The 24872-nt window shown below is 37.0% G+C and carries 24 protein-coding genes and 1 other annotated feature; of the genes, 20 read left to right on the plus strand and 4 right to left on the minus strand.

Features of this window, described 5'->3' with window-relative positions; translation table 11 throughout:
- Positions 1 to 32: 32 nt before the first annotated feature.
- Complete coding sequence (locus tag ACUN28_RS06940; RefSeq protein WP_080117851.1) at positions 33 to 476, minus strand: branched-chain amino acid ABC transporter substrate-binding protein; 444 nt, start codon at positions 474 to 476, stop codon at positions 33 to 35.
- Between the two features lie 436 nt (positions 477 to 912).
- On the opposite strand from ACUN28_RS06940, the gene ACUN28_RS06945 reads away from it, so the two are divergent.
- The 3 genes from ACUN28_RS06945 to ACUN28_RS06955 all read left to right on the plus strand — a co-directional run bounded on the left by ACUN28_RS06945 (position 913) and on the right by ACUN28_RS06955 (position 2881).
- Entirely contained in the window at positions 913 to 1233 is a 321-nt protein-coding gene (locus ACUN28_RS06945) for an ArsR/SmtB family transcription factor (protein WP_016086159.1), read from the plus strand.
- 67 nt (positions 1234 to 1300) lie between these two features.
- Positions 1301 to 2230: a DMT family transporter gene (locus ACUN28_RS06950; protein ID WP_016086160.1), complete on the plus strand. Its 930-nt coding sequence runs from the start codon at positions 1301 to 1303 to the stop codon at positions 2228 to 2230.
- Between the two features lie 120 nt (positions 2231 to 2350).
- Complete coding sequence (locus ACUN28_RS06955; RefSeq protein WP_016086161.1) at positions 2351 to 2881, plus strand: BofC C-terminal domain-containing protein; 531 nt, start codon at positions 2351 to 2353, stop codon at positions 2879 to 2881.
- Positions 2882 to 2892: 11 nt separating this feature from the next.
- On the opposite strand, the gene ACUN28_RS06960 is transcribed toward ACUN28_RS06955, so the two are convergent.
- Positions 2893 to 3837, minus strand: a complete 945-nt coding sequence (locus tag ACUN28_RS06960; protein WP_016086162.1) for an iron-hydroxamate ABC transporter substrate-binding protein — start codon at positions 3835 to 3837, stop codon at positions 2893 to 2895.
- A gap of 188 nt (positions 3838 to 4025) precedes the next feature.
- On the opposite strand from ACUN28_RS06960, the gene ruvA reads away from it, so the two are divergent.
- The 6 genes from ruvA to yajC are packed head-to-tail and all read left to right on the plus strand — an operon-like array spanning position 4026 to position 8359.
- The gene (gene ruvA, locus ACUN28_RS06965) at positions 4026 to 4643 is read left to right on the plus strand and encodes a Holliday junction DNA helicase RuvA (RefSeq protein ID WP_016086163.1); all 618 of its coding nucleotides are present in this window, start codon (positions 4026 to 4028) and stop codon (positions 4641 to 4643) included.
- A 5-nt stretch (positions 4644 to 4648) separates the two neighbouring features.
- A complete protein-coding gene (gene ruvB, locus ACUN28_RS06970) occupies positions 4649 to 5650 on the plus strand; it encodes a Holliday junction branch migration DNA helicase RuvB (RefSeq protein WP_000344450.1) in 1002 nt (333 codons plus the stop codon).
- Entirely contained in the window at positions 5647 to 5847 is a 201-nt protein-coding gene (locus tag ACUN28_RS06975; protein WP_016086164.1) for a DUF2905 domain-containing protein, read from the plus strand. The genes ruvB and ACUN28_RS06975 overlap by 4 nt, the downstream gene beginning before the upstream one ends.
- 19 nt (positions 5848 to 5866) lie before the next feature.
- Entirely contained in the window at positions 5867 to 6919 is a 1053-nt protein-coding gene (gene queA, locus ACUN28_RS06980; RefSeq protein WP_016086165.1) for a tRNA preQ1(34) S-adenosylmethionine ribosyltransferase-isomerase QueA, read from the plus strand.
- Between the two features lie 12 nt (positions 6920 to 6931).
- On the plus strand, positions 6932 to 8071 hold the full coding sequence (tgt, locus tag ACUN28_RS06985; protein ID WP_000125362.1) for a tRNA guanosine(34) transglycosylase Tgt: 1140 nt from the start codon (positions 6932 to 6934) through the stop codon (positions 8069 to 8071).
- Between the two features lie 27 nt (positions 8072 to 8098).
- The gene (gene yajC / locus ACUN28_RS06990) at positions 8099 to 8359 is read left to right on the plus strand and encodes a preprotein translocase subunit YajC (protein WP_001068064.1); all 261 of its coding nucleotides are present in this window, start codon (positions 8099 to 8101) and stop codon (positions 8357 to 8359) included.
- Between the two features lie 36 nt (positions 8360 to 8395).
- Here yajC and ACUN28_RS06995 read toward each other — a convergent pair whose 3' ends face one another.
- Positions 8396 to 8779, minus strand: a complete 384-nt coding sequence (locus tag ACUN28_RS06995; protein ID WP_016086166.1) for a TIGR04086 family membrane protein — start codon at positions 8777 to 8779, stop codon at positions 8396 to 8398.
- A gap of 104 nt (positions 8780 to 8883) precedes the next feature.
- Between ACUN28_RS06995 and ACUN28_RS07000 the strand changes: the two genes are divergently transcribed.
- A complete protein-coding gene (locus tag ACUN28_RS07000; protein WP_016086167.1) occupies positions 8884 to 9531 on the plus strand; it encodes a DUF421 domain-containing protein in 648 nt (215 codons plus the stop codon).
- A 29-nt stretch (positions 9532 to 9560) separates the two neighbouring features.
- On the opposite strand, the gene spoVB is transcribed toward ACUN28_RS07000, so the two are convergent.
- Positions 9561 to 11120, minus strand: a complete 1560-nt coding sequence (gene spoVB, locus ACUN28_RS07005; RefSeq protein ID WP_016086168.1) for a stage V sporulation protein B — start codon at positions 11118 to 11120, stop codon at positions 9561 to 9563.
- Positions 11121 to 11305: 185 nt separating this feature from the next.
- On the opposite strand from spoVB, the gene ACUN28_RS07010 reads away from it, so the two are divergent.
- The 10 genes from ACUN28_RS07010 to aspS all read left to right on the plus strand — a co-directional run bounded on the left by ACUN28_RS07010 (position 11306) and on the right by aspS (position 24860).
- Positions 11306 to 11590 carry a post-transcriptional regulator gene (locus ACUN28_RS07010; RefSeq protein ID WP_445423361.1) on the plus strand — a complete coding sequence of 95 codons (285 nt, stop codon included), beginning with the start codon at positions 11306 to 11308 and terminating at the stop codon, positions 11588 to 11590.
- A 270-nt stretch (positions 11591 to 11860) separates the two neighbouring features.
- Positions 11861 to 14125 (plus strand): protein translocase subunit SecDF, encoded by a 2265-nt coding sequence (secDF, locus tag ACUN28_RS07015; protein WP_016086169.1) that lies wholly within the window; start codon positions 11861 to 11863, stop codon positions 14123 to 14125.
- Between the two features lie 155 nt (positions 14126 to 14280).
- The gene (locus ACUN28_RS07020) at positions 14281 to 15174 is read left to right on the plus strand and encodes a cation diffusion facilitator family transporter (RefSeq protein ID WP_016086170.1); all 894 of its coding nucleotides are present in this window, start codon (positions 14281 to 14283) and stop codon (positions 15172 to 15174) included.
- 101 nt (positions 15175 to 15275) lie between these two features.
- Positions 15276 to 17615, plus strand: coding sequence for a single-stranded-DNA-specific exonuclease RecJ (recJ, locus tag ACUN28_RS07025; protein ID WP_016086171.1), 2340 nt, complete (start codon positions 15276 to 15278; stop codon positions 17613 to 17615).
- A 47-nt stretch (positions 17616 to 17662) separates the two neighbouring features.
- Complete coding sequence (locus tag ACUN28_RS07030) at positions 17663 to 18175, plus strand: adenine phosphoribosyltransferase (RefSeq protein ID WP_000346220.1); 513 nt, start codon at positions 17663 to 17665, stop codon at positions 18173 to 18175.
- 209 nt (positions 18176 to 18384) lie between these two features.
- Positions 18385 to 20568: a GTP diphosphokinase gene (relA, locus tag ACUN28_RS07035; protein WP_016086172.1), complete on the plus strand. Its 2184-nt coding sequence runs from the start codon at positions 18385 to 18387 to the stop codon at positions 20566 to 20568.
- A 16-nt stretch (positions 20569 to 20584) separates the two neighbouring features.
- Positions 20585 to 21025: a D-tyrosyl-tRNA(Tyr) deacylase gene (locus ACUN28_RS07040; RefSeq protein ID WP_001266956.1), complete on the plus strand. Its 441-nt coding sequence runs from the start codon at positions 20585 to 20587 to the stop codon at positions 21023 to 21025.
- A gap of 244 nt (positions 21026 to 21269) precedes the next feature.
- Positions 21270 to 21446, plus strand: coding sequence for a hypothetical protein (locus ACUN28_RS07045; RefSeq protein ID WP_016086173.1), 177 nt, complete (start codon positions 21270 to 21272; stop codon positions 21444 to 21446).
- A gap of 54 nt (positions 21447 to 21500) precedes the next feature.
- Positions 21501 to 21731, plus strand: a binding site (T-box leader).
- 69 nt (positions 21732 to 21800) lie between these two features.
- Entirely contained in the window at positions 21801 to 23072 is a 1272-nt protein-coding gene (gene hisS, locus ACUN28_RS07050; protein WP_000027073.1) for a histidine--tRNA ligase, read from the plus strand.
- Between the two features lie 12 nt (positions 23073 to 23084).
- Positions 23085 to 24860, plus strand: coding sequence for an aspartate--tRNA ligase (gene aspS / locus ACUN28_RS07055; RefSeq protein ID WP_016086174.1), 1776 nt, complete (start codon positions 23085 to 23087; stop codon positions 24858 to 24860).
- Positions 24861 to 24872 lie beyond the last annotated feature (12 nt).

Here is a 24872-nt window from a genome sequence, read left to right on the forward strand (position 1 = left end):
AAAATAAAAGAGGAAGGGGGAGCCCTTCCTCTTTATTCATCATTGTCTTGTACACGACGTTTTTTAATAAAATAACTAACGGAATAAGACGCTAAAAAGCATATGAAGAAAATACTACCTGTTAAAACTGCTTCAAAGAGAGGTCTTTCTGGACTGAAAATGATATAAATAATAGCTATAATAATTCCAACAATAAAAGAACGTAAAATAATTTTGTAATAAGGAGTTAACTTTATATCTTTTTCGCTCTCTTCTACATCGATTGAAACGCTTAACTGTAAATAAGCAATTAAAATACTCGTAAGCATAAATAATAACCATAATGGAGATTTCGTAATTTGATCCATTCCTTCAGTGAATCCGATATAGCCCAAAATGCCAATTATACCAAGTGATTGAAAAAGAAAGGCAATGCGTATGTTTTTTAATGTTTTCAGAATGAGACGTTCATCCTTTATTTTTTTCACAATATCCATCTCCTGTTTATTATGATTTCGCTGTTACATCAATTGTAACATATATATTACATTTATCAATTTATAATTTACATAATTTTGTTTAGATAAAAGAGGAAATAAAATATTTTTATAAACATGTTGCACTTATACTTTATTAATGTTATATTAGCAAAGCGATGAGCTAATTTACGTAAGACGAGAGATATGCTTAAGTGCTAAACACGCGAATGTGGTCGCCTGGTCTCTCGCCGTAAACGCATCAAGACGCCTGCTTTGCAGGCGTCTTTCATTTTATATGAATGTAATGGGGAGAATGGAGAAATCCAATCTTCCCTTTTTTATTGAAATGAAAGTTGGAAAATAAAGTTATTTACAAGTGTATATGAAAGAGTTACTATTTAATGGTAATATATTACATACTTTTTTAGATATAAAAGGTTGGGATGAATAGGATATGGAGAATTTTGAATGTAGAAATACAGAAGTTGTATTAGAGAAATTTCAGGTCGTAACACCTATATTTCAGGCTTTAGGAGATGAGAATCGTCAGCGAATTATTATGTTGTTATTAGAAAACAAACAGATGAATGTAACACAAATAACAGATAAAATGGGGATTTCTAGACCGGCTGTTTCACACCATTTAAAAATTTTAAAACAAGCAGAATTAATTGTAGCGGATCGAAATGGAAAAGAAATTTTTTATTCTATAATAGCAGGAGAATTTTTAAAACAGGTGAAGGATTTACTTCAAGCAATAGAGTCAAATTATTAATTTTTTTTAACTAACAAGTAAACGAGTTTAAACTTTTAAACCTATTTACTTAAAAGGGGTAATAAAAATGAACAGAATAAACCGTATGTATGTAATTATGTTACTTGTTCCTTTGTTTTGGGGTGGATCTTTTGCAACAGCAGAGCATGTTATTACTGAAATTCCACCGATTACTGCAGCAACAATTCGTTTTGGTTTAGCTAGTTTCATTTTAGTAGGCATAGTTTTTATGAAATCTGAGTGGAATACAAGTTTGTTATTAAAGAATTGGAAAGGGCTGTTATTTGTATCGCTAACAGGTATTTTTGGCTACAATGTTTTTTTCTTTATGGGACTTAACTATACTTCCACTCTGAATGGCTCGCTTATTATTGCTACAATGCCCGTTTTTGTAACGTTGGGGGCAATATTATTTTTTAAAGAGTCTTGGAGTATAAAAATGGGAATAAGTTTAATGTTGTCCCTTAGCGGTGTAATAGCTGTTATTACGAGTGGTTCAATGAATATACTTATGTCTTTGTCATTTAATAAGGGAGATCTTTTATTTATAGCTGCTTTAATCTGTGGGGTGTTATATAGCTTAACTGGGAAAAAAGTTATGCGTGGTGTATCACCTTTGTTAACTACAATGAGTATGACGGTATTAGGAACCGTTTTTTTAGCAGGACTTTCTCTATATGAAGATGGGTGGGGAAAGGTTTTAACGTTTTCTTTACAAGGATGGCTAGAAATGTTGTATATGGTCATATGCGGGACATTAATTGGGTATATCGTGTTTAATAAAGGAGTAGAAGAGTTAGGTGCAAGTAAAGCGAGTATGTATTTAAATTTAACCCCCATTGTAGCTACTGGCATTGCAGTTATAGTATATGGAGCAGTTGTTACATGGCAACAAATAGTCGGAATGATAATTGTACTAATTGGGGTTTATATAGCGACGGTACAATCAAATAAAGATATAAAAAAGCTTTCACATAATCAATACGTTTCGAAATAGGTAGAAATAATTGGACTCTATAAGTCTTAATGGGAACAATCTATGAATTAGGGATAAAACCCCCATTTCCGGAAAAACTACTAATGAAAGTTTGATTTTGCCTAGAAGAGGTGAATGGAAATGAAATGGATACTGATTGCAGTACAAGCATTCGTTATGATGTTTTGTTTAGTTTATGAAACGAGTGCGAGGGCGGAAGGGCCAGTGCCAGAAGTAACAGAGAAAGACCCTCAAGTTACAATTTTATTAGAGCGTATGTATGTGGATGGAGAAGTAAGTGAAGAAATATTTACAGAAAAAGTAGCGGATTTAGAAAAGTTTTTACAGCAATATAAAGAATGGCAACTCGTTGATCGTGATGATGTGCAAATTGTATTACAAAAGAAAGTGGATGATATTTCTCCTTTATTGAAAACGAGCGGTTATTTTGGTGTTTCAGAGGAAGGGATATTACAAATTTTCAAAGGTGTACCGAAAAGTGATAATGCGATTCATTCCTTCTTTCAAATTGATATGAAAAAGCTTGAGAGTTATGAGCGTGCGAAATTGAAGCGTGGTATTCGTATTAAATCAAAAGAAGGCTTTGTGAAGACGATTGAAAAAATGAAGCAATACGCAGTGCAAAATAAGAAAAAAAGCAGCTCATGGTGAGCTGCTTTTTCTTACTTGTTTTTATCTAAAATTTGTTTCGCGATTTCATCAATTAGCATATCTTTTCCGATTGGATTGAAAGCTTTCGTATTGAAGATTTCATTTGATACTTCATATACGTGATTGTTTTTTACTGCTTTATTGTCTTTCCAAACGGCACTATTTTTGTAGTCTTCGTAAACTTTATCAGCTTCGCCGCCGAAGTTTACAACGAACATTTGATCAGGTTGGAATGCAACAAGACCTTCTAGCGATACTTGTGCCATCGTTTGTTTTAAATCTGTACCTTTTGTTGCTGGAAGTTTTAAGTCATTAAAGATGATGTCACCGTATCCGAAGCTACCGTATACACGGAAATTTTGTGGTGTAACTGCGACGAACATAAAGTTTTCATCTTTTGTTTTCTCTTTAATTTTTTTAGATAAAGAGTCTGCTTTTTTATCGTAGTCTGCAATCCATTTGTCAGCTTTCTTCTCTTCGTCAAATAGTTTACCTACTTCTTTAAACTTACCACGCCAGTCTTCTAAGTTTGTTTCTAAAACAACTGTCGGTGCAACCTTTTCTAACTGATCATAAATTTTTAATTGACGATTATTTAAAATAATTAAGTCTGGTTTTAAAGCAGTAACAGCTTCTAAATCAACTTTAGGTGCCCAGTACCATCCTACTGCTTTTACGCCATCTAGCTTTTCTGTTAAATGATTTTGGATTTTATCTTTATATGTATTTGCTGTACCAACAGGTTTGTGTCCAAGAAGTAATAATTCTTCTGTTGATCCAGACAAGTCAACAATTCTCTTTGGATTTACTGGAATTGTAGCTTCCCCTTTAGCATGTTTTACAACTTTTGTTTTCGGTTGTTCTTTCGCTTTTGATTCTTCTTTTTGAGAAGAACAGCCAACGATAGAAAGAACAACTAGCATAATAGTAAATAAAATAAATAGTTTACGTTTCATCCTGATGTAACCCCTTTAATTAGTATTGATAATCATTATCGACTTCTGTATATTAAGGTGCTTTAACCTTTCTGTCAATGGAAAATAACAGAAGTTTCAAATGGAGAACATTTGTTGGGGCAGTCTCGCTTTTCTATCATTAAATATGTTAAAATGGAATACATGATTTAAGAGGGAGAGATCGTATTTTGTTTGAATATGTTACAGGTTACGTGGAGTATGTAGGACCGGAATATGTCGTAATTGACCATAATGGAATTGGTTATCAAATTTTCACACCGAATCCGTATGTATTTCAAAGAAGTAAGCAAGAAATCCGTGTCTATACATATCATTATGTGAGAGAAGATATTATGGCACTTTACGGGTTTAAAACACGTGAAGAGCGTTTATTATTTACAAAGCTATTAGGCGTGTCTGGCATTGGACCAAAAGGAGCTCTTGCAATTTTAGCTTCTGGTCAGACAGGACAGGTCGTTCAAGCGATTGAACATGAAGACGAGAAGTTTTTAGTGAAATTCCCGGGCGTAGGAAAGAAAACAGCGCGCCAAATGATTTTAGATTTAAAAGGAAAATTAGCTGACGTCGTACCAGATGCATTTGTTGATTTATTCTCAGACACAGAACGTTTTGATGAGAAGAAAGGTTCATCAGTTGAGCTTGATGAGGCGTTGGAAGCTCTGCGCGCACTTGGATACGCAGAACGAGAAGTTTCTCGCGTTGTACCAGAGTTATTAAAAGAATCATTAACGACGGATCAGTATATTAAAAAGGCACTTAGTCTTTTACTAAATGGTAAGAGGTGAGTATAATGGACGAACGTCTCCTTTCAGGGGAATCTGCATATGAAGATGCGGATTTAGAATATTCATTACGGCCACAGACGCTCCGTCAGTATATTGGCCAAGATAAAGCGAAACATAATTTAGAGGTGTTTATTGAAGCGGCGAAAATGCGTGAAGAAACGTTAGATCACGTGCTTTTATATGGACCACCAGGTCTTGGTAAAACGACGCTTGCAAATATTATTGCCAATGAAATGGGAGTTAATGTTAGAACAACTTCAGGTCCAGCAATTGAAAGGCCAGGAGATTTAGCAGCTGTATTAACAGCGCTTCAGCCAGGGGATGTATTATTTATTGATGAAATTCATCGTTTGCATAGATCAATTGAAGAAGTACTATATCCTGCGATGGAAGACTTTTGTCTTGATATCGTAATTGGAAAAGGACCGTCAGCACGGTCGGTACGTCTAGATTTGCCTCCGTTTACGCTAGTTGGAGCAACGACACGTGCAGGAGCATTATCAGCGCCGCTTCGTGACCGTTTTGGTGTACTTTCAAGATTAGAGTATTACACAGTAGATCAGCTTTCTGCGATTGTTGAACGTACAGCAGAAGTATTCGAAGTTGAAATTGATTCGTTAGCCGCACTAGAAATTGCAAGACGTGCTCGTGGTACACCTCGTATTGCGAATCGTTTATTACGACGTGTACGAGATTTCGCACAAGTTCGTGGTAACGGAACGGTTACGATGGAAATTACACAAATGGCGTTAGAACTACTACAAGTAGATAAATTAGGTCTAGATCATATCGATCATAAGTTATTGCTTGGCATTATTGAGAAATTCCGTGGTGGCCCAGTCGGGTTAGAAACGGTTTCGGCAACGATTGGAGAAGAATCTCATACGATTGAAGATGTATATGAGCCATATTTATTACAAATTGGCTTTTTACAACGAACGCCAAGAGGCCGAATTGTAACGCCGCTTGCATATGAGCATTTCGGAATGGAGATGCCAAAAGTATGACGGAGATGCCAAAATTGCTTATTACAGCAGGTGTCTTACTTATCGTTGTTGGATTAGCTTGGAAGTTCATTGGAAGACTTCCAGGCGATATTTTTGTGAAAAAAGGAAACGTTACCTTTTATTTTCCTATCATTACATGTATTGTGTTAAGTATTGTATTATCTTTTATTATGTATATAATAAATCGATTTAAATAAGAAATAGGTGGATATAGTTATGGATATAAATCTGTTTGATTTTCATTTACCAGAAGAACTTATTGCACAAGTCCCATTAGAAGATCGTGAAACATCAAGATTAATGGTGTTAGATCGTGAAACAGGAGATATTGAGCATAAACATTTTACAGACATTCTTTCTTACTTACATGAGGGGGATTGCTTAGTTTTAAATGAAACGAAAGTTATGCCTGCTCGTTTGCACGGTGTGAAAGAAGATACAGGCGCGCACATTGAAGTACTTCTTTTAAAACAAGAAGAAGGCGATAAGTGGGAAACGCTTGTGAAGCCAGCGAAACGTGTAAAAGAAGGAACTGTTATCTCTTTTGGCGAAGGGAAATTAAAAGCAACGTGTACAGGAACTGCAGATCAAGGTGGACGTCAGCTTGAATTTTCATATGACGGCATCTTCTATGAAATTTTAGATGAACTTGGGGAAATGCCACTTCCTCCATATATTAAAGAGACGTTAGAAGATCGCGATCGCTATCAAACAGTATATGCGAAAGAAATTGGTTCAGCAGCAGCGCCGACTGCAGGACTTCACTTTACAGAAGAGTTACTGGAGAAGTTAAAACAAAAAGGCGTCGAGTTAGCTTTCATTACACTTCACGTAGGGCTTGGAACATTTAGACCAGTTTCTGCGGATACGATTGAAGAACACCATATGCACGCAGAATATTACCATATGTCTGAAGAGACAGCGGCATTATTAAATCGTGTGAAAGAGAGTGGTGGACGTATTATTACGGTAGGTACGACTTCAACTCGTACGTTAGAAACAATTGCGACAGATCATGATGGCAAGCTTTGTGCTGCTTCTGGCTGGACAGACATTTTTATGTATCCAGGTTACGAATTTAAAGCAATTGATGGTTTAATTACAAATTTCCATTTACCGAAATCAACATTAATTATGCTTGTAAGTGCATTTGCAAACAGAGATAATGTACTTCATGCTTATAATGAAGCAGTAAAAGAAAAATATCGTTTCTTTAGCTTCGGTGATGCGATGTTCGTTGCATCTCACGCTAAAATGGGAAACAAATAAAAGGAGTAAATTATGACAGCAATTCGTTATGAATTTATTAAAACTTGTAAACAAACAGGTGCGCGTTTAGGACGTGTACATACGCCGCACGGTTCATTTGATACACCAACATTTATGCCAGTTGGTACACTTGCAACAGTTAAGACAATGTCACCAGAAGAATTAAAAGCAATGGATTCTGGCATTATTTTAAGTAATACGTATCATTTATGGCTACGTCCAGGTCACGAAATTATTCGTGAAGCAGGCGGTTTGCATAAATTTATGAACTGGGATCGTGCAATCTTAACGGATTCTGGTGGTTTCCAAGTATTCAGTTTAAGTGACTTCCGTCGTATTGAAGAGGAAGGCGTTCACTTCCGTAACCACTTAAATGGAGATAAATTATTCTTATCACCAGAAAAAGCGATGGAAATTCAAAATGCATTAGGTTCAGATATTATGATGGCATTTGATGAGTGTCCACCTTTCCCGGCTACTTTTGAATATATGAAGAAATCTGTAGAACGTACAAGCCGCTGGGCAGAACGTTGTTTAAAAGCGCATGAACGTCCACAAGATCAAGGTTTATTCGGTATTGTACAAGGCGGAGAGTTCGAAGAGCTTCGTCGTCAAAGTGCAAAAGACCTTGTTTCAATGGACTTCCCTGGTTACGCTGTAGGTGGTTTATCTGTAGGTGAGCCGAAAGATATTATGAACCGTGTACTTGAGTTTACAACACCACTTCTTCCAGATAATAAGCCACGTTACTTAATGGGAGTAGGTTCTCCTGACTCTTTAATCGATGGTGCAATTCGTGGTATTGATATGTTTGACTGCGTACTTCCAACTCGTATCGCTCGAAATGGTACATGTATGACAAGTGAAGGCCGTCTAGTTGTAAAAAATGCGAAATTTGCAAGAGACTTCGGTCCGCTTGATCCAAATTGTGATTGCTATACATGTAAAAATTACTCTCGTGCATACATTCGTCACTTAATGAAATGTGATGAAACGTTTGGAATTCGTTTAACGTCTTATCACAACCTTCATTTTCTGTTAAACTTAATGGAGCAGGTGAGACAAGCTATTCGTGAAGACCGTCTTGGCGATTTCCGCGAAGAGTTCTTTGAACAGTATGGCTTTAATAAACCGAATGCTAAAAACTTCTAATACATAATTTAAAAGGAGGAACAAAAGATGAATCCAGGTATGATGAATATCGTTATGATCGTTGCGATGTTTGCGATTTTCTATTTCTTATTAATTCGCCCGCAACAAAAGCGTCAAAAAGCAGTTGCTCAAATGCAAAATGAATTGGCAAAAGGTGATGCTATCGTAACAATCGGTGGTTTACACGGTACAATCGAATCAGTAGATGAGACGAAAATCGTTATTAAGTCTGGTGGTTCACACTTAACTTTCGATCGTAATGCGATTCGTGAAGTTGTGAAAAACTAATGAGGAAGGCCCTGCATGAAATGTGCAGGGCCTTTTTTAGTTATTTTGTTTTGACATATTTACACCGAAAATACCACCGAGTGTACTGGCACCCATCAATGCTAATTGATAAAGTAACTGTGAGTTCGATAAAGTTTGAGAGAAGCCCAAATAGTTAACTAGAAAAACAAGTATGGTGAATGTAAGTCCTGTTGTGAAGCCTACTAGCCAACCTTTCCCTTGTGCTTTTTTGCCGGCAGTAAATCCAGATATAAGCATAGATAAAAGAGCCAGTATAAAAATAGTAACAGCTAATGTCCCTTCATTCATATCTGTAAACTTTAATAAAAGAGCCATAACCATGCTAATAATTGATGCAAGAATTAATAGGGTAACGATGCCGAAGCCAATTGCAGTTGATAATTTTTTTGTTCCATCCATTTATACATTCCCCCCTTTTTAATACAAGCATATTTTCCTTTTGCCCAAGTTAGACTAGTTTATTTTTTATAGGGGAATCTATAGGTAAAAAAGGAGATGTAGAAATGGAATGGGTATCAATCATTGGCCGGACGATGCTTTTGTATATCATCATACTAATTATTTTTCGTTTTATGGGTAAACGTGAAATTGGAGAGCTGAGTGTATTAGATTTAGTCGTATTCATTATGCTGGGCGAAATGGCTGTAGTGGCAATTGAAAACACCGATAAATCACTTTGGCACCAATTAGTTCCGATGACGTTTCTTATGTGTATACAGATCATTTTGTCAGTTATTTCGTTAAAGTATCAACGCTTTCGGCATTTAATAGAAGGTGAGCCCGCTATTCTTGTAAATGCGGGAAAGATTGATGAAAAGAAGATGAGAAAGCAGCGTTATAATATAGATGATTTAATGATGCAATTAAGGGAGCAGGGAGTCGGAGATATCCGAGATGTGGAATATGCTATTTTAGAACCATCTGGGAAGTTATCTGTCTTTCAAAAACAAAAAGGTAAACAGGATGCATTGCAGTTTACTCTTCCTCTTATTATTGATGGGGAAATTCAATCTAATCATTTACAAATGATTGAACATACAGATGAATGGCTTATTGAGAAATTAAAAAACTTAGGTTATAACGATATAACACAAATTTTATACTGTAGCTTTCAAAATGGACAATTTTTTGTTGATTTGAAAGAAAACTAGAGGCTTACTATAGGAAATAGTAAGCCCGTTTACTTCAAAAATGAAAGTTTTCGAATGATTGGGAGCCTGCTTAATTCTTCTTTTCGAATGAGTTTGAAAGTGAAGAGGAGGATAATATAAACGATTGTTGTTAAAGTGATTTCCCATAATGTTTGTATACCGAGTGAATGAGAGAAAATAATATACTTATGAAGATAAAAACCGAAAGCGCCTGCAATACCGATAGCAAGTCCACCGAAAATATAGTCTTTTGCGTAAATGGTAAATGTAATTTTCTTTAAAACAGTAGCGTAATGAAGGAATGTTACTGTTACTATATTTGCAGCGATAGCGAGTGCAACCCCCATCATTTGAAAATCTGGCCTTGAAGCTAGTACAAAAATAACGATTAATTTCACGATGGCGCCAATAAATGTATTCATCATGGCAGCACGTGCTAAGTTTAAAGCTTGTAAAACAGAGGTAAGTGGACTTTGAAAGTAATGAAATAAAAAGCAAGGTGCAAGAAGCTGGATGAATGCTGTTGCACCATCCGATCCGTACATAAGAGTTAAGACAGGAGAAGCAAATACATATAATATAACGACTGACCAGCCACCAGTAATTAATGAAATACGAAGAGCTTGTTGTAAGCGGTGTTCTACTAATTTATGTTGTCTTTTTGCCATTGCCTCGCTAATGGATGGAACGAGTGCTGTAGAAAGGGCGTATGTAATAAAGGCTGGCAGTGATAGAAGTGGGAATGCATAACCATTTAATATACCGTATTGCTGGGTTGCGACGGAGGCAGCAACTCCGGCAATGGCTAAGCTTTGCATAACGACGATAGGTTCGAAAAAATATGAAACGGAACCGATTAAACGACTTCCTGTAGTTGGAAGGGCAATATCCATAAGAGAATAAAATGTCCCTTTGCTTTCCTTTACAGTAGTGAAAAATCCAGAGCGTATAGATAAATGTTTTTCGCGCTGAAATAAAGTGAGTAAAAATAATAACGATGCAACTTCACCGAGAACGGCTGATAACATAGCGCCAGCTGCAGCATATTCTACACCGTAAGGTAAAAATAACTGAATGCATATAGCGATAATTGTAATGCGGACAACTTGTTCTATAACTTGGGCGTAAGCGCTAGGTTTCATATTTTGTTTCCCTTGGAAATACCCGCGTAAAACGGAAGAAACAGCAATAACAGGAACGACAGGTAAAATGGCCATTAATGGATAGTACGTTCGTTCATCAGTTAATAATGTTTTTGCTAAAATAGGTGTGAGGAGCATAATTCCAATTGTTAAAATGATACTAATAACGGATGTAACAGCTAATGATACTGTTAATATTTTTTTTACTCTTTGTTTATCGTTCACAGCTTCTGCTTCTGCTACAAATTTTGCAATTGCGACAGGAAGGCCGATTTGTGTTAATGTAATTGCTAGAATGAATGTAGGAACGGCCATCATATAAAGGCCAACGCCTTCTTCCCCTAAAATACGTGCCATTACAATCCGGTTAATAAATCCAAGGATTTTGGTAATAAAGCCGGCTATCATTAAAATAAATGCGCCTTTTAAAAAGCTTTGTCTCGTCATGGTCTTCTCCTACCTTCTCAAAATCAGTGGAATGATTTACAATAATTTATATGCACGTATGAGACAAGAATGACAAGCATTTAAGAGAGTGAAGTATGAGAGTGCTCTTGAAAGTAGTTATTGCTGTCCATTAGAGCGGGATTAAAAGCGACTTTTCGTGCTGAAATAAGAAGGAGATGTTATGTATGTTAGAAAAAGAGGCTTTGGTAGAATCGTACCGCGGACAGTTACAAGTCGTTTTAGAAAGTAAAGTAGAAGAGTTCCACATGTTCGGTTATGACCGAGTAACAGATGATGATATTTGGAAGTTTCTTAAAGTGAAAAAGTGGAAGAAGATAGACAGCGATGTTAGATTATATGAATTAGTTAATGACGTATTAAGAGTAAGTGCTAATGAATATATGAATTATTTAACTGTTGAAGCATATCAAGCGCCACTTTGGTCATTTGATGAATATGAAAATAAATAACCGACTGCAATTGGTTTGTTCTTCCTTTTGCAGTATAATGATAGGTATTGATAATGAGGAAATAATTATGTCTAAGATCATATATAAAGGAGGTAGTGAAGAGAGAAAATAAATACTGAAAGTGTAGGTATTGTGAAAAACTTACCGACACAGCTAGTGAGGAACTAGCAAAATTATAGAAAGGAAGTCTACTAACTAGGCGTATGCACACGTGTAAAAGTGAATCGTAAGAGATTTATTTAAAGTGTTAGTAGCAGAAAGAGGGTACATATGGCAAAGCGTGGTACGAGAATTGCCGCCTTTTTCCTCATCGTTTTATTAATCGGTGGAGTCATTGGTGCGGCAGGAAAAGACATAGCAAAAGGAATTAGTCTAGGACTAGACCTTCGCGGTGGTTTTGAAATTCTGTATGAAGTAAAACCAGCCAAAAAAGGTAATAAAATTGACCGAGAGGCACTTGTAAGTACAGTAGGTGCTCTTGAAAACCGTGTCAATGCACTCGGTGTAAGTGAGCCGAACATTCAAATTGAAGGGCAAGATCGAATTCGTGTACAGCTTGCTGGTGTACAAGATCAGCAAAAAGCACGTGAAATGTTATCAACACAAGCGAAGTTAACATTCCGTGATGTAGATGACAACCTTCTTATGGACGGAACGGATTTAAAAGGCGGCGGAGCAAAGCAAACATTTGATGATAAAGGTCGTCCAAGTGTTGGACTTACGTTAAAAAGCGCTGAAAAATTCCGTGAAGTAACAGAAAAGATTTCAAAAATGCCACCACCAACGAATTTAATGGTAATTTGGCTTGATTTTGAAGAAGGAAAAGATTCGTATAAAGCAGAATCAGCAAAACCGAATCCGAAGTTTTTATCAGCAGCAACAGTAGAACAAGTATTTAACCAAGCTGAAGTATCTATCGTAGGTGGAAACTTCACAGTTGAAAGTGCGAAAGAACTTTCATCTTTATTAAATGCAGGTGCACTTCCTGTTGATTTAAAAGAAATGTATTCAACATCTGTTGGAGCAAAATTTGGTCAACAAGCGTTAGAGCAAACGATTTTCGCTAGTGCGATTGGTATCGCTCTTATTTTCTTATTTATGCTTGTATTCTACCGTTTACCAGGACTTGTAGCGGTTATTATGTTAGGTCTATACATTTTCGTTACATTACTTGTCTTTAACTGGATGCATGCAGTTCTTACGTTGCCAGGTATTGCGGCGTTAGTGCTCGGGGTAGGTATCGCCGTTGATGCGAATATTATTACGTACGAGAGACTGAAAGAAGAGCTGAAAATTGGTAAGTCAATGATGTCAGCATTCCGTGCTGGTAACCATCGTTCATTAGCAACAATTTTAGATGCAAACGTTACGACTCTTGCAGCAGCTGGTGTATTATTCGTTTATGGTAATAGTTCTGTAAAAGGGTTTGCAACAAGTTTAATCGTAAGTATTTTAGTCGGTTTTATTACGAACGTATTCGGTACCCGTTTCTTACTAAGTTTACTTGTAAAGAGCCGTTACTTCGATAAAAAACCAGGATACTTTGGTGTGAAACAAAAGGATATTATTCCATTAACAAAAGGCGTAGTACATCCGCCGACAAGATTTGATCGTATTAACTTCGTAAATATCGGTCATAAATTCCTTGTTTTCTCGATTGTAGTTGTAATTGCAGGTGCAATTATACTACCAATTTTCAAATTGAATCTTGGTATTGACTTTGCGAGTGGTACACGTATCGACTTGCAATCAAAACAAACACTTACTGTGTCTGATGTTCATAAAGATTTTAAAGAATTGAAAATTGACGTGAAGGAAGAAAATATTGTACCGACTGGAGATGACAATAAAGGGTTCGCAGTTCGTACATTAGGTGTTCTATCAAAAGATGAAATTGCGAAAACAAAAACATTCTTCCACGATAAATATGGTACAGATCCCAACGTAAGTACAGTTTCACCGACAATCGGTAAAGAGATTGCACGAAATGCATTTATCGCAGTATTAATTGCTTCTGCGGTTATCATTTTATACGTAAGTATTCGATTCCGATTTACGTACGCATTATCTGCAGTGCTTGCATTATTACATGATGCGTTCGTTATGATTGTTATATTTAGTATTTTCCAATTAGAGGTAGACTTAACGTTTATCGCTGCGGTATTAACAATCATCGGTTATTCTATTAATGACTCAATTGTTACATTTGATAGAAACCGTGAATTATACAAACAGAAAAAACGAGTTCGCGATATAAAAGACTTAGAAGAAATCGTAAATGCAAGTATTCGTCAAACGCTTGGTCGTTCGATTAACACCGTATTAACAGTGTTATTCCCAGTAATTGCGTTACTTATCTTCGGTAGTGAGTCACTACGTAACTTCTCGTTTGCGTTACTTGTTGGATTAGTTGTAGGTACGTACTCTTCTGTTTTCGTTGCTTCTCAAATTTGGTTAATGCTTGAAAACCGTCGTTTGAAAAAGGGGAAAAACAAGAAGAAGGTTGAGAAAGTAGAATCTGAACCGCAAGTATAAAAAGATGATGTCTCTTTATGAGGCATCTCTTTTTTCGTTTGTGGATACAATAAGATAGCAACTTTTTAACAAAAGGAAGATGGAAGAAAGTGGTGATGTTATCGCTGTTTTTGTTACAATAAAAAGATAGGTTAAGAAAAGAAGGGATTTTAATTATGGAAAAAGATGAACGTTTTAAACAGGCCGAGTTCGGTGCTATTGTCGGGATCGTTGGTAATATTATATTAGCGATTGTAAAGGCGGTAATTGGTTATATTGGGAACAGTAAAGCACTATTAGCGGATGCCGTGCATTCTGCATCAGATGTAATTGGTTCGCTTGCTGTACTGTTTGGATTGCGAGCAGCAAAGCAGCCGCCCGATGAAGATCACCCGTATGGTCATGGTAAAGCGGAATCGATTTCAGCGATTATTGTTGCAGTATTATTATTTATTGTGGGAATCGAGATAGCGATTTCGTCTCTAAAAGCTTTTTCGCAGGAACTAGAACCACCGAAGGGAATTACGATTTTTGCTGTTGTTCTTTCGATTATCGTGAAAGAAGGAATGTTTCAATATAAATTTCGATTAGGGAAGAGGGTAAATAGTGATGCAATTATTGCAAATGCATATGAGCACCGTTCGGATGTATTTTCTTCAATTGCAGCTTTAATCGGTATTTGTGCAGCGATTATGGGTGGTAAGTTTGGGCTAGATTGGCTTGTATATGCCGATCCAATTGCAGGATTATTTGTTTCACTGCTTGTTGCAAAGATGGCGTGGAGTATTGGGGCAGAAGCAATTCACGCAACGCTTGATCATGTTCTTCATGAGGAAGATGTTCTTCCGCTTAGAGAAGCAGTACTTCAAATAGATGGTGTGAAAAAAATCGGTTCTTTATATGCAAGGGAGCATGGTCATTACGTTATTGTCGATATTAAAGTTTCTGTAGATCCATACATTACTGTAGAAGAAGGGCACCGCATTGGCAAGCATGTAAAAGAAACGCTTATGGAACAAGATAACGTACAAAATGTGTTTGTACATATAAATCCATATTCTCCAAATTAAATATCATTAACATTTTAGTATACAGATATTGCATCGTAGTTTGCATCATATTGTCACCCCTTAATCTGTCTTGTATAATGAACAGGTTAAGGGGTGATTTCGTGTTACAACCGAAGACGCGTTGGAAAGAAAAAGAATATAACGATGAGCGAGTGAGTGAATTAGCAAGTAAATTAAAATTATCACCACTTGTCGTTTCGTTATTCCTCGGTAGAGGACTAGATACAGAAGATAAGATTTTAGATTTTTTAAATACAGAAAATCAAGAATTTCACGATCCATTTTTATTAGAAGGAATGGATAGAACGGTAGAACGTGTAAATAAGGCGATTCAAAATGGAGAGCAAATATTAATATTTGGTGACTACGATGCCGACGGAGTAAGTAGTACGACTGTGTTATATCTTGCTTTGCAAGAATTAGGTGCAGATGTAGAATTCTATATCCCAAACCGTTTTACAGAAGGTTATGGACCAAACGAAGCGGCATTTCGTTGGGCGCATAGCGCAGGGTTCTCACTAATTATTACTGTTGATACTGGTATCGCAGCAGTACATGAAGCGAAGGTGGCGAAGGAGCTTGGAGTGGATCTTATTATTACGGATCACCATGAGCCACCACCAGAATTGCCAGAAGCACTTGCGATTATTCATCCGAAATTAGATGGCGGTGTGTATCCGTTTCACTATTTAGCTGGTGTAGGTGTTGCGTTTAAAGTTGCACATGCACTTTTAGGCCGTGTACCAGAACATTTATTAGAAATTGCAGTAATTGGTACAGTAGCCGATTTAGTATCACTTCATGGTGAAAATAGATTGCTAGTGAAGCGCGGTTTAAAACATATGCGCATGACGAAAAATATCGGACTAAAGGCGCTATTTAAAGTTGCTAACGTTTCGCAAAGTGAAATTACAGAAGAGAGTATTGGCTTCGCAATCGCGCCGCGTATTAATGCAGTTGGACGTTTAGAAGATGCTACGCCGGCTGTACATCTTTTATTATCAGATGATCCAGAAGAAGCGAAAGAGTTGGCTGAAGAAATTGATGAGCTGAACAAACTGCGAAAAGATATTGTAAAGCAAATTACAGAAGAAGCTATTGCTGAAGTGGAAAATAATTTCCCGCCAGAAGACAATAAAGTGTTAGTGCTTGCGAAAGAAGGCTGGAATCCAGGTGTAATTGGAATTGTCGCTTCTAAATTAGTTGAACGTTTTTATCGTCCGACGATTGTATTAAGCATTGATCCTGTAAAGGAAACAGCAAAAGGTTCAGCACGTAGTATTGCAGGGTTTGATTTGTTTGCAAACTTGTCAGATTGTAGAGAGTTATTGCCACACTTCGGAGGGCATCCGATGGCAGCGGGAATGACGCTACATATGAATGATGTAGGTGAATTGCGCCGCCGCTTAAATGAACAAGCAGATACAATTTTAACAGAAGAAGATTTTATTCCAATTACAGCCGTTGATGTCTTTTGCAAGGTGGAAGATGTAACACTTGCAGCCATTGAAGATATGCAAAAGTTAGCGCCATTTGGTGTTGGAAATCCAAAACCGCGTATTGCAGTTAAGGATGCAGAGCTAGAAAGTATTCGTGCAATCGGATCAGACGGCTCTCATTTAAAAATGGCTCTTCGCGATGGACAAGCAACACTGGACACAATCGGATTCGGTTTTGGTGCGTATGCGAAAGAAATTTCTCCAGTTGCAAAGGTATCTGTAATAGGAGAAGCATCCATTAATGAATGGAATAATTTTAAAAAGCCGCAATTAATGGTACAAGATATTGCCGTAGAGGCATGGCAATTATTTGATTGGCGTAGTATGCGTAACGTAGAAGCGAATGTAGCAGAACTTCCGAAAGAAAAAATAACGATGGTGTATTTTTCTGAAGAGGTATTGAATAAATTTTCTTTAGAAGACTATAAAGAGCATATTATGCATGCATCAGAAGTAACTCATTTAGACGATCAATACATCGTGTTGCTTGATTTACCAAAAGGAACAGATGAATTACGAGATTTATTTAAAGTTGGGTTCCCTTCGCGAATTTACACGCTATTTTATCAAGAGAACAATCATTTATTTAGTACAGTCCCAACGAGAGAACACTTTAAATGGTACTACTCATTCTTAAGCCAAAAAGCACCATTTTCTTTAAGACAATACGGAGAACAACTGTGTCGTCATAAAGGTTGGTCAAAAGATACAGTAAATTTCATGACACAGGTGTTTTTTGAGTTAGAATTTGTTACAATAAAAGATGGCGTCATTTTTATGGCAGACAAAAAACAAAAGCGTGATTTAATTGAATCGAACACATATCGTGAGAAAATGAACCACTTACAATTAGAAAAAGAATTGGTTTATAGCACATATCAGCAACTATATACATGGTTTGAAACGATTCGTAATCATAAAGAAGTAGAACAGTTAGGGTAAAGGATTTGTATTTACAAACCTTTTAGATCTGAGGAGGATTCAGAAATATGGATTTCAAGCAACATATCGCAATTGTACCGGATTATCCAAAAGAAGGTATTGTATTTAAAGACATTACACCGTTAATGAACGACGGTAAAGCATACAAAGCAGCAACAGATGCAATCGTTGAGTATGCAAAGAAAAGAGACATTGACCTTGTAGTAGGACCAGAAGCACGTGGCTTTATTATCGGTTGCCCAGTTTCTTATGCATTAGAAGTAGGTTTTGCACCAGTTCGTAAATTAGGGAAATTACCACGTGAAGTAATTACAGTTGACTACGGTAAAGAATATGGTAAAGATGTTTTAACAATCCATAAAGATGCAATTAAGCCAGGTCAACGCGTATTAATTACAGATGACTTATTAGCTACAGGTGGAACAATTGAAGCGACAATTAAGCTAGTTGAAGAACTTGGCGGAGTTGTAGCAGGAATTGCATTCTTAGTAGAGCTTACTTACTTAGATGGTCGTAAAATGTTAGATGGTTACGATGTATTAGTATTAGAAAAATACTAATCACTATATAGTAAAACTACGGTGATAAAAAGTACCCGTGAATCTCTTGGAGAGGAGCGGGTACTTTTGTATAATTGCACAAAAAAATAAGGTGAAATGTCAGTAAAATCTTTTCCTTTTCACAATTCACAATCATTGGGTTATAATGATAGAATATAATTTATTCTATTTAATTAAGATAAAGTCAATTTTCAATAAAAGGTGATTCGATGGCAAATGAGCAGGTACTAACAGCTGAACAGGTACTCGAGAAAGCAAGTCAATATTTAGCGGATGAAGATATTGAGCTAGTGGCACGTGCCTATGAATATGCACGTGATGCGCATAGCGAACAATACAGAAAATCGGGTGAACCGTACATTATTCATCCAATTCAAGTTGCAGGTATTTTAGTTGATTTACACATGGATCCAGCTACAGTATCAGCAGGTTTCTTACATGATGTAGTAGAAGATACAGAGATTACATTAGAAGATATTGAACGGGAATTTAATAAAGAAATTGCTATGCTTGTCGATGGTGTGACAAAGCTCGGAAAGATTAAATATAAATCTCATGAGCAACAACAAGCAGAAAACCATCGCAAAATGTTTATTGCAATGGCTCAAGATATTCGAGTTATTTTAATTAAACTAGCTGATCGCCTTCATAACATGCGTACATTGAAACATTTGCCGCAAGAGAAGCAGCGTCGCATTGCGAATGAAACGTTAGAAATCTTTGCACCTTTAGCACATAGACTCGGAATTAGTACTATTAAATGGGAGCTAGAGGATACGTCACTGCGCTATTTAAATCCACAACAATACTATCGTATTGTAAATTTAATGAAGCGTAAACGTGCAGAACGTGAAGAATATTTAGACGAAGTAATGACTGGTATTCGTGAGAAATTAAAAGAAGTTGCAATTCAACCTGAGATTTCTGGAAGACCAAAACATATTTATAGTATTTATCGTAAAATGGCACTGCAAAATAAACAGTTTAATGAAATTTACGATTTATTAGCTGTACGTGTCGTTGTAAATAGTATTAAAGATTGTTATGCGGTACTTGGAATTATTCATACGTGCTGGAAGCCAATGCCGGGTCGTTTTAAAGATTATATTGCAATGCCGAAAGCAAATCTATATCAATCTCTTCATACGACTGTAATTGGGCCGAAAGGTGATCCGCTTGAAGTGCAAATTCGTACGAAAGAAATGCATGAGATTGCAGAATTCGGGATCGCGGCACACTGGGCGTATAAAGAAGGAAAAACAGCAGAAACAACAGGTACATTAGAGAAGAAACTTACATGGTTCCGTCAAATATTAGAATGGCAAAATGAAGCTTCTAATGCAGAAGAGTTTATGGAGTCATTAAAAATTGATTTGTTCTCTGACATGGTATTCGTTTTCACACCGAAAGGCGATGTAATGGAATTACCACTTGGATCTGTTCCGATTGACTTTGCGTATCGTGTCCATTCAGAGATCGGGAATAAAACAATTGGTGCAAAAGTAAATGGGAAAATGGTGACCCTTGATTATAAATTAAAAACGGGTGACATCATTGAAATTTTAACATCGAAACATTCGTATGGACCAAGTCAAGATTGGGTGAAACTTGCTCAAACATCTCATGCGAAAAACAAAATACGTCAATTCTTTAAGAAGCAACGTAGAGATGAAAATATTGAAAAAGGCCGTGAGCTTGTTGAAAAAGAGGTGCGTGGCCTAGAGTATGAGATGAAAGAAGTGTTAGCTCCTGACAATTTAAAACGTGTTGCTGAGAAGTTCAATTTTGCAAATGAAGAAGATATGTTTGCAGCAGTTGGATATAGCGGTATCACTGCATCACAAATTGTTACGCGACTAACGGACAAGTTCCGTAAGCAACGTGAAGAAGAAGAAATCGTTGAAGTTAAAGAAGTTCGTAAACCGATGAAAATTCGAAAATGGGATTCTGGCGTTAAAGTAAGTGGTGCGGATAATTTATTAATTCGTTTATCAAAATGCTGTAACCCAGTACCGGGTGATGATATCGTTGGGTATATTACGAAAGGCCGAGGCGTATCGATTCACCGCCGTGACTGTGTAAATGTTCATACAGAAGAAGCTATAGAACGTTTATTAGAAGTAGAGTGGGAAGGTAGCCCTGAAAAAGAAATTGAGTACAACGTTGATATTGAAATTTCAGGTTATGATCGCCGTGGTTTATTAAATGAAGTATTACAAGCTGTTACAGAGACGAAAACCTACATTTCTGCAGTTTCTGGTAGAAGTGACCGTAATAAGATGGCGACAATTAATATGTCAATCTCGATTCGTAACTTACAGCATTTGAAAAAAGTAGTAGAACGCATTAAACGTGTTCCAGAAATTTATGCAGTACGACGCATGATGCATTAATAGGGAGTGTAGAAAGATGAGAGTTGTTTTACAACGATCAAAAGAAGCGTCTGTCACAGTAGACGGTGAGATCGTAGGACAAATTCCGTTCGGTTTAACATTACTAGTTGGCATTACGCATGAAGATACAGAAAAAGATGCAACTTACATCGCAGAAAAAATTGCGAACTTACGTATTTTTGAAGATGAGAGCGGAAAGATGAACCATTCTGTACTGGATGTAGAAGGACAAGTTCTATCAATTTCGCAATTCACATTATACGGAGATTGTCGCAAGGGAAGACGTCCAAACTTTATGGATGCTGCTAAACCTGACTATGCAGAGCGTTTATACGATTTCTTTAATGAAGAAGTTCGTAAACAAGGATTGCATGTAGAAACAGGGAAGTTCGGAGCGATGATGGACGTTTCTTTAATCAATGATGGTCCGGTGACCTTAATTGTAGAAAGTAAATAGTGTTGCTTAAAAAGAGGGGGTTATTTAATCCTCTCTTTTCTATACATTGTTGTATGTTTTGTTCATTTACCCTGTAATAGCTCGATTGGTGAAGGTTAATAATCAGTGAGGGATGGACAAAACCCCCACTGATTAAAGTTTCACTTTATTTGGAATTAATAGCTGTTTTAGTTATGTATAACTCTCTCATCAATATGGAACAATAAAAAGTAAAACATCCATATTGAATGTGAGGGATATACGTATGCGTATGAATGAAAAAGGGCATTCTGTTACAAATGGTGCAAATCAACTGTTTAACGTGAATTTTCATGAGTTTATTTCAAAGGAACAAAACAATACTTCAATGGAGCTTGCTTCTGAGTTTGGAATTTCTCTTCAAGATGTAAAGCGTCTAAAGAAGCAGATTGAACGCTCTTAGAGCACTTGACAATCCTACTGAACAAACGTATAGTAATTTTATATTTACATATGAATATAACCGTTGATAGAGAAGAGTAAATGAGACACACATGGAAAGAGAAGAAATGTCTTAGGCTGAAAACATTTCTACATGATGACTGATTGAATGACACTCTAGAGGTTTCAACTTGAACAGCATATATGCTTAGTAGGGATGAACGCACATTTAAGCGTTATTAAAAAAGTGGAAGCATACGTGCTTCAATTAGGGTGGCACCACGGGTATAATACTCTCGTCCCTACTGTTCAAACAGTAGAGGCGGGAGTTTTTTTATTTTTATTAAGATTAAAACAATTTGAGGAGGAACTGAATATGTCTATTCAAATCCCACGCGGAACGCAAGATATTCTTCCAGGTAGCGTTGAGTTATGGCAGTATATCGAAGGGCAAGCACGCGAAATTTGCCGTCGTTACAACTATAAAGAAATTCGTACACCAATTTTTGAACACACTGAGCTATTTTTACGTGGTGTTGGTGATACGACAGATATCGTACAAAAAGAAATGTACTCATTCCAAGATCGTGGAGAGCGCAGTTTAACATTACGTCCAGAAGGTACTGCACCTGTTGTGCGTTCTTACGTTGAAAACAAAATGTTCGGTGATGCAACACAACCAACGAAATTATACTATATCGGTCAAATGTTCCGTTACGAAAGACCACAAGCAGGTCGCTATCGTCAATTCGTACAATTTGGTATTGAAGCAATTGGTAGTAATGATCCTGCAATTGATGCAGAAGTAATTGCACTTGCTGTAGAGTTTTACCGCGGCATGGGCTTAAAAAATATTAAAGTTGTATTAAACAGCTTAGGTGATGCGGCGAGCCGTCAAGCGCACCGTGATGCGTTAATCGCACACTTCGAGCCACGTATCGGTGAGTTCTGTTCTGACTGTCAATCTCGTTTAGAAAAGAACCCTCTTCGTATTTTAGATTGTAAGAAGGACCGTAACCATGAATTAATGGGAACAGCACCATCTATTACAGAATACTTAAACGAAGATTCAGCAGTATACTACGACAAAGTTCAAGAACTATTAACGATGATGGATGTTCCATTTGAAAAAGATCCGAACTTAGTACGTGGTTTAGACTACTATCAACACACTGTTTTTGAAATTATGAGTGAGGCAGAAGGTTTTGGTGCTATCACTACATTAAGCGGTGGTGGCCGTTATAACGGGCTTGTACAAGAAATCGGTGGGCCAGAAATGCCAGGTATCGGTTTTGCGATGAGTATCGAACGTTTAATTATGGCGCTAAAAGCTGAAAACATCGAATTACCAATTGAACATAGTATTGATTGTTATGTTGTAGCGCTTGGTGAAAAAGCGAAAGACCATGCTGCGAAAGTTGCGTTTGATCTTCGTAAAGCTGGATTATCAGTTGAAAAAGATTATTTAGACCGCAAAATGAAAGCACAATTTAAATCAGCAGATCGTCTAAAGGCGAAATTTGTAGCTGTATTAGGGGAAGATGAGCTAGATAAAGGCATCATTAACTTAAAAGATATGGCAACAGGTGAACAAGAAGAAGTAGCATTAGATGTATTTGCTTCATACGTAGCAGAGAAATTAATATAGGGGGAACTTACAGTGGCTGAAAGAACACATGCATGTGGAAAAGTAACAGTAGAAGCAGTTGGGCAAACAGTTCAATTAAAAGGTTGGGTACAAAAACGCCGTGATTTAGGTGGATTAATCTTTATCGACTTACGTGACCGTACAGGTATCGTACAAGTTGTATTTAACCCAGAAACATCAAAAGAAGCGCTAGAAGTAGCAGAAACAATTCGTAGCGAGTATGTATTACACGTAGAAGGTACAGTTGTTGAGCGTGGTGAAGGCGCAATTAATGACAATATGGCAACTGGTCGTATTGAAGTACAAGCAACGAAAGTAGACGTATTAAATGCAGCGAAAACAACGCCAATTATTATTGCTGATGATACAGATGCATCAGAAGATGTGCGTTTAAAATATCGTTATTTAGACTTACGTCGTCCAGTAATGTTTAACACATTCAAAATGCGTCACGACGTAACAAAAACAATTCGTAACTTCTTAGATACAGAAGAGTTCTTAGAAGTAGAAACACCAATTTTAACGAAGAGTACGCCAGAAGGAGCTCGTGACTATTTAGTACCAAGTCGTGTACATGATGGTGAATTCTATGCATTACCGCAGTCTCCACAGCTATTTAAACAGCTTCTTATGGTCGGCGGATTTGAGCGTTACTATCAAGTGGCACGTTGTTTCCGTGACGAAGATTTACGTGCAGACCGTCAACCAGAATTCACGCAAATCGATATCGAAGCTTCATTCTTAACACAAGATGAAATTTTAGAAATGATGGAGCGCATGATGACGAAAGTTATGAAGGATGCAAAAGGTGTAGAAGTGAGTGCACCATTCCCTCGTATGAAATATGCTGATGCAATGGCTCGTTACGGTTCTGATAAGCCAGATACACGCTTTGAAATGGAACTAACAGACCTATCTGAATTTGCAGCAGGTTGTGGTTTCAAAGTATTTACAAGTGCTGTAGAAAGCGGCGGACAAGTAAAAGCAATTAATGCAAAAGGTGCTGCGAGCAAATACTCTCGTAAAGATATTGATGCATTAACTGAATTCGTAAAAGTATACGGTGCAAAAGGTCTAGCTTGGCTTAAAGTGGAAGAAGACGGCTTAAAAGGACCGATTGCGAAATTCTTCGGTGAAGAAGAAGCAAACGCGTTAATGACTACATTAGAAGCTACTGCTGGCGACTTATTACTATTCGTAGCAGATAAGAAAAGCGTTGTTGCAGATAGCTTAGGTGCACTTCGTTTACGTCTAGGTAAAGAGCTTGAGTTAATTGACGAAAGTAAATTTAACTTCCTATGGGTAACGGATTGGCCACTTCTTGAGTACGATGAAGATGCAGATCGTTACTTCGCAGCTCACCACCCATTCACAATGCCATTCCGTGAAGACGTTGAGCTATTAGAAACAGCACCAGAAAAAGCACGTGCACAAGCATATGACCTTGTATTAAATGGTTATGAGCTTGGTGGTGGATCACTTCGTATTTACGAGCGTGACGTACAAGAAAAAATGTTCAAAGCACTTGGATTCTCACAAGAAGAAGCGCAAGAGCAATTCGGATTCTTATTAGAAGCATTCGAATACGGTACGCCACCACACGGCGGTATCGCATTAGGTTTAGACCGTCTTGTTATGTTACTTGCAGGGCGTACGAACCTTCGTGATACAATTGCATTCCCAAAAACAGCAAGCGCGAGCTGCTTATTAACAGAAGCTCCAAGTCCAGTAGCAGAAGCACAGCTTGAAGAACTGAACTTGAAGTTGAACGTAAAAGAAGAGAAGTAAGAATAGGGTCTA

The sequence above is a fragment of the Bacillus sp. WC2507 genome (genome assembly GCF_052656125.1).